General features: G+C 66.1%; 3 protein-coding genes. 1 reads left to right on the forward strand and 2 read right to left on the reverse strand.

What is annotated here, in order from left to right; all coding sequences use genetic code 11:
- Nucleotides 1-319: 319 nt before the first annotated feature.
- Complete coding sequence (locus GPT33_RS05130) at nt 320-1,246, forward strand: cation diffusion facilitator family transporter (protein ID WP_296806246.1); 927 nt, start codon at nt 320-322, stop codon at nt 1,244-1,246.
- 175 nt (nt 1,247-1,421) lie between these two features.
- Here the strand turns inward: GPT33_RS05130 and GPT33_RS05135 are convergent, their stop codons facing one another.
- Together GPT33_RS05135 and GPT33_RS05140 are read right to left on the reverse strand one after the other, a co-directional pair.
- Nucleotides 1,422-2,621 (reverse strand): Bcr/CflA family multidrug efflux MFS transporter, encoded by a 1,200-nt coding sequence (locus GPT33_RS05135; RefSeq protein ID WP_296806247.1) that lies wholly within the window; start codon nt 2,619-2,621, stop codon nt 1,422-1,424.
- A gap of 1,125 nt (nt 2,622-3,746) precedes the next feature.
- Nucleotides 3,747-6,329 (reverse strand): DUF2309 domain-containing protein, encoded by a 2,583-nt coding sequence (locus GPT33_RS05140; protein ID WP_296806250.1) that lies wholly within the window; start codon nt 6,327-6,329, stop codon nt 3,747-3,749.
- Between the last annotated feature and the right edge of the window lie 13 nt (nt 6,330-6,342).

The following is a 6,342-nucleotide window of genomic DNA, read 5'->3' on the forward strand; positions in this document are numbered from 1 at the left end:
AGGATCACGGAGAAACCTCACGAACTCGTATCTACGCATCTCCATGAGGGGTATTCGGAAACCGATGGTCGGCGGTGGCCAGAGTTAGCGCACCTCGGCCCCGCAACGCAGCCAGGTCGTCGCGCCGGCTTCGACGCCAACCCTAAAACGCCCTGCCCCGCTCCGCAATGCTCGCCTATAATCGCCCGGCCCCGCATCCGCGCGGCCCACCGAACGACCCCGGCACCCGCATCAGCCGGAACATCAACCAATCCGGTACTCCGCGGCCCGGCAGCGACGCCGCACGGCGGGTGACCGGCGACGATGGAGAAGAGGATCCGTGGCAACGATCGAGCGCGTCATGCGGTTGCGAAGCGCGCTGGAAGCACGCCTGTTGTGGATCTCCCTGGGCGCAACCGTCGTCATCGCCGGGCTCGGCATCGTGTTCGGCCTCTTGGCCCGTTCGACAGCCATTTTGTTCGACGGATTCTTCTCGCTTGTCGATGTCGCGGTCACTTGGTTAACCCTTGTCGTGGCTCGGTTGGTCGCCAGTCAAGGTGATCGCCGCTTCCAATACGGCTTTTGGCATTTGGAGCCGATGGTCATCGCCTTGAAGGCGTCGGTGCTCATCGTTTTGGTCGCCTACGCCTTCTTCAGTGCGGTGAACAGCATCCTCAAGGGCGGCTACGAACCCGAGTTCGGCACCGCGCTCCTATACGCGGTGGCGGTCGCACTCATCTCCTACGCAATGTGGTGGTGGATGGGCCGCCAAGCCGAGCGCATCGACTCCGGCCTGGTCCGCTTGGACGTGAAAGCATGGCTGATGTCGGCCCTGATCACCACCGCTCTCCTGATCGCCTTCGGCGCGGCACTGGCGATGAAGGACACGAACCTGGAGGGTTTCATCCGTTATGTGGACCCCCTCGTGCTGGCCATCGTTGCACTCTTTCTCCTGCCCTTGCCCTTTCGCGAAGCGCGCGAGTCATTCGGCGAGATCCTGATGATCAGCCCGAGCGACATGGACGCACACGTGCGTTCGGTCATGACCGACTTCGTCGCCCGCCACGGATTTCGGGACTATCGCAGCTATCTTTCCAAGACCGGCCGCGCCCGATTTATCGAGATCTCCGTCTTGGTACCGCCCGATCTCAGCCTACCTGTGACCCAGATCGACGCACTGCGGGCCGAGATCGGAAACGCCATCGGCAGTGCCGGGCCGGATCGGTGGCTCACCATCGTCTTCACCGCCGACCCCGTCCACCTTTGAACCCCACCCCAAACCCACAACCAAAACGTAGGATGGGTAGAGCACAGCGAAACCCATCCTCGCCGCGCCCAAGGCTCGATTCCTGCCCCGGCAGAGCGCACCGAAACCCATCCTCCCCCCGCGTCGCCCACAGCCGAAGCTCGCACATTCACCCCGCCATCATGAACCACGCCGCTCACCCCATCTCCGAACCGTCACCTACCGACGAGCAGCACAGCAGCCAATAGCTCCCGCCCGCCGCCAAACCGCAGATCGCCATACCGAAGAGCATCGGCGTTGCATCTCCGGTATGCATCAGGCTGACGAGTGATCCCATCACCGCACCAAGCCCGAAGCGCGACGCCCCGGAAAAGGCCGATGCGGTCCCCGCCATCCGTGCGAAGTGCGCCATAAACCCGGCCATTGAATTGCCGAGCACCACCCCCGCCATCCCGAGATAGAGCAGGGTCGCGCCGACGATGGCCCACAGCGGCGGCGTCCCCCAAACGGCCAGCCCCAGCAAGATCGCCGCCGACACCACCTGCACCCCGAGCCCCAAACGCAGTAGCCGCTCTGCCCCCAAACGGACGACCAACCGGGCATTCTGGCCGGTCACCACCATCGCAAGGGCCACGTTCGCCCCGAAGAAAACCCCGAACCAACCTACCGGCACCCCGTGCAGTTCGATGTAGACGAAGGGCGAGGTCACGATATAGGTCATCATGCCGCCGAAGGAAAAGGCCCCGGTCAGCAGATACCCCAGACCGACGCGATGTCGGAGCAAGGTCAGATAATTGCGTAACACCCGAGCCAACTCGGGCGGGTGGCGATCCGCGTGCAGAAGGGTCTCGGGGATCAGCCGAAAAAAGAGCCCACTCGCCGTCAAGCCCAGAACCAAGAGCGCACCGAAGACCCAATGCCACTCCAGATAGGAGACGATGGCCCCGCCGATGGACGGTGCCAGCAGCGGCGCCAGCGCCGTCGTCAACATCACCAGACTCATCACCCGCGCGTAGTGATCGCGCTCGAAAAGATCGCGCACCAGGGCCGGCACCGTCACCGCGACCGCCGCGCCGCCAAGCCCCTGAACGGCGCGCCCCAACAGCAGCGTCTCCATCCGCTCGGCCAAGACACACACGAGCGCGCCCACGCAAAAGAGCGCCAATCCACCGCCGATGGTCGCACGCCGCCCGAGCACGTCCGAGGCCGGTCCCAGAACCAATTGGGCCAGAGCGAAGACGCCCAGATACGCGGTCACGCTAAGCTGAGCCAACTCGATGGTCGAGTCCAAGTCCTGCGCGATCGCGGGCAGGCTCGGCAGATACATGTCGATGGCAAAGGGCGTCAGGCCGGAGAGAAGACCAAGTGTGAGGAGCGTCGAGAGGCGAATCGGCATGGGCCCTCCGGGCCGCGCTGGCCCGCAGGCCGCAGAGAAGAGGAAAAGAGGAGAAACGAGAAAAATAGATAAAGAGAAGAAGAGTAACGAGCGGGACGGACCTGTGCCAGCCCGTGGCACCGGGTCCGTGGCAGCCTGAAGCGCCTAAAAGAAACTCGTTCGCCAAGACATGCCGGCCCCAACAGGCTCGTGGCACCGCTCCCGCGGCGTCACGCCTCTCCCGGCGTTCCGCGCCACGTGCCTCCCTCGGCGTGCATGACAAACGAGGCGCGGAACGACTCCAGCCGGACGCCGGACACGCCCGAGTAGCGCGCACGCATCCGCCTACACTGGACCCATCGTGATCGGCGAAGCACTCATCATCGCCTCACATTGATCACCACGACTGAGAAAGGAGGCTCATGGCCAGAATCATCCCCTCCGACATCAGTCCCCTGGCGCTTACGGGCGCACATTCGGTCAAGAAAAGCAGTCCGGTTTTTGAGTCAGAGGGTCATCGATATGAATTTCACTGGCATGAGCACTACGGCATAGGACGATTTGAAACCAAACTAAAACCGGTCCCACAGAAATGATTGCAAAGCTGAAATCCAAAAACCCGAACTATCCAGATCTGTCTGATGACCAAGGGTATTTCGTCCTCGGCATAGAGTATCGGATACTTTTATGCTGACCACCACTCCAAGCCGAGCCCACACCGCACCGCCGAATTTAGCGTATCGTCGCTCGACTCCTAATACGTGCAGGAACTCTTGATCAATAACGGTGTGTCACGTCAATGCCGGCTCAGTTCAGCCTGCTTCCCGATGCTCTAACGGCTGGTTGAGCCGCGAGCTCCGGTGACAGACCATAGATTTCGCGTACGGCCGCAATTGAGTGAACTGTCACCGGAACTGGTGCCCGCCCGGCTCATGGCACACGACGCCAGCAACCGGGCGGGCACGACCGGGGGATTCTCATCGGTGGTTGCGGCGAACGTCGCGGCAATCAGGCGAGGTCGCGTCGGGGCAGACGCTTTCAGCATCCGATCGCCGTCATGTTCGGCCGTTGCATCTGTCCGGCGGATCCGGCCGAGAAACACCGCTTGAGCTTCCTGTCGGAACGGACTCGCGCCTTTGGTCGATGTCAGGCGCCGTTGTCGTAGTGCATACCCTCCTCCGACGCGCCGCTCACCCAGCCGCGCCCCGGCATGCGCCGATGGATGCTCCCGTCCCGATCATCCCACCGAAAGAGATGCAGCCAGCCGTTGTCCAGCAACTGACGGACCAGCGCATGGCGGGCGATGATCTCCTCGATCGGCGTTTCGGGCGCCTGCAGGACGACGCTCAGGCGCAGCGGCTCGTGGATCCAGCGCCGGCCATCGTGCAGCGACTGCAGCGGCAGCCCCGTGCGCAGATCCCCGCCGTTGCCTTCGAGCACGCCGACGGCGCCTCCGACCACGTTGTGCAGCACCTTGTTGCCGCTGCCGAAGCGTCGGTTGTCGACGGTGGAGCCGTAATACTGGAGGTTGATCCAGGCGGCGACCACCATCGGCGCGGTCATGATCAGCTCCAGGGTCTTGAAGTCGGCATCGTCGCGCCAGGCGTAGTCGTGCAGGAAGGCGCGACCGCCCAGATCCAGGCCCCGGGTGCGGGCGCGCGGTGCAGCGATGAAGGCGGCGTTGCCGGCCAGGCCCCACTCGGGACGGACCTGGGACCAGTCGCGGCTGCGTCGGCGGATCCTCGCCTCCAGGCCGTGACCGCGCCGCCCGTCGAGCCCCAGCAGGGTGGCCCGTTGCATCCGCGTCAGCTCCCCGGCCTGCGCGAGCCAGCTGCGCAGCTCGGCCAGCTCCTCGGCGTAGCCCGCGGGCAGCACCTCGGTGTCGAACAGATGCACGTCGTCGACCGTGGTGTCGTGCAGCGCGGGCAGGAACCAGGTGTCCTCGGGGATCGCCAGACCACGCTCGCGCAGACCGCGGCGCACCGCCGGGTCGTTGAGGAGCGCGGCGACCACGCGGGCGCTGGCCTCGCCGGTCTGACCCGCGCAGGCCCCGCAGTCGAGCCCGGCGGCATGCGGGTTGTTCACCGAGGTGCTGCCGTGCCCCACCAGCAGCACCAGGCGGGCGAAGCCGTCGGTGAGCGACATGGCGCGCAGGATCCCCTCGGCGAGCCCGATCCGATCCGCGTGCGGAATGCCGGCGCGCGTGGCGTCGAGTGCGCCTGTTGCCCCACAAGCGCCGGCGTGGTCATGCCCGTGCGCGTGCTGCCGGTGCGCATGCGACGGCGCGTCGAGGGTCGGTCCGACCCGGCACGCATCGGTCGCATCCAGACGCAGATCGTCGGGAGCCGGGACCGGCCGGCTCCATCCCAGGGTGTCGCCGACGAGCTTGGGCGCATAGAGCCAGATGCCGGCCGATTCCACGAAGGAGAAGCAGGAGGAGGCGCCCATCTTGAACGCCTTCCAAGACTTGCTGATCCCGAAGCGGCTGCGTTGTGCGGCCAAGGCACGCGATGCCTCCTCGGGGTCCGCGCCGTGGATCTCGGAGCAGACGCGGTAGGATGGCGTGAGCAGGACCGGCACATGGGTGCGTGCGGTGACGGCGCCGAGCGGGACATGCTCGATCGGCACGCCGAAGAAGCCGGCGAAACCGAGCGTGCGTCCCTGCGGGCAGACGGTCTCGAAGGCACGGCGGATCACCTCGGAGCGCACGTCGATGCAGAAGGCCGCCTGCACGGCGGGACGGATCAAGGTGTCGCCGTTCGCCGCCGTGCTCAACTGCCCGATCAGGCCGCGCTGATAGGCGAGCTCCGCCGCGTTCAGGAGCACCTGATCGATCTCCCGAGTGCCGGCGTCATCGTCGCCGTCCCCGCCGGCTGCCCCGCCCGCGGCGAGCTCGGCGCAGACCCCACGCCAGCGGCGACGCAGCTCCGGGCTGCTCTTGTGCTCGTAGACCAGCAGATCCCAAGCCAGACGGATCGCGAGCAGCTCCTCGATGGTGTCGTCACGCCCGCCGGCCAGCTCCGCCTGCCAGCGCAGCAGCCGGGTCCAAGCGGCCCAACCGCCGATGTCCATCAAGGCCGCGTGCAGGTAGTCGCGCGCCGCGCTCGGGGGGATGCCCAGACGGTTCAGGGCCGCGCGGATGCAGTCGCGCGGCGCCTCGGGCAGGGCCTTCACCCGCTCGCGCATACTGCCTTGCCCCATCATGGTCGCGCTGAAATCCAACGCCGCGAAGCGTCGCCACGAGGCGTACAGCGATAGGCCCCGCCAAGGCTGCTTCCAGGTGGCTTGGCCCATATCGAAGAAGGCCGCGCAATGCTGGCTGATGCGGTCGACAACGAAGCTCGACCAGGCGTCGGTGTCCATCTCGTCGAGCACCGCCGTCAGCAGCGGCACGCGCCCGGCCGGCGTCGGTTCGACATCGACGGCGCGTTGCAGCGTCGCGGGGTCGAGCCTGCTCCCGCACAAGTCGGCGGCCCGGCGCAGATCCTCCGCGGTGATCCGCCCGGCGGCGATCTGCTCGCGATAGTAGGCTCTGGGCATGTAGAGGCGTGCGCCCGCCACCCGGCGCAGCATGGCGGCGGCCTCCTGGAACGGCAGATCGCGCAGCCCGTGGAAGGGATTCACCGCGACGAAGCGATCGAGCGGCCAGAGCGGGGCGATGCGCTCGCAGGCGGCGGCGATCTGCTCGTCGAGGAGCGCGGCCTTGGCGGCATCGGACCGCTCATGCACGTGTGCTTGGCCG

The sequence above is a fragment of the Thiocapsa sp. genome (genome assembly GCF_011390875.1).
Classification (GTDB): domain Bacteria; phylum Pseudomonadota; class Gammaproteobacteria; order Chromatiales; family Chromatiaceae; genus Thiocapsa.

Coding starts and splice junctions, on each gene's coding strand:
- GPT33_RS05135 (WP_296806247.1), bottom strand. CDS start 2,621: ATGCCGATTCGCCTCTCGACGCTCCTCACACTTGGTCTTCTCTCCGGC.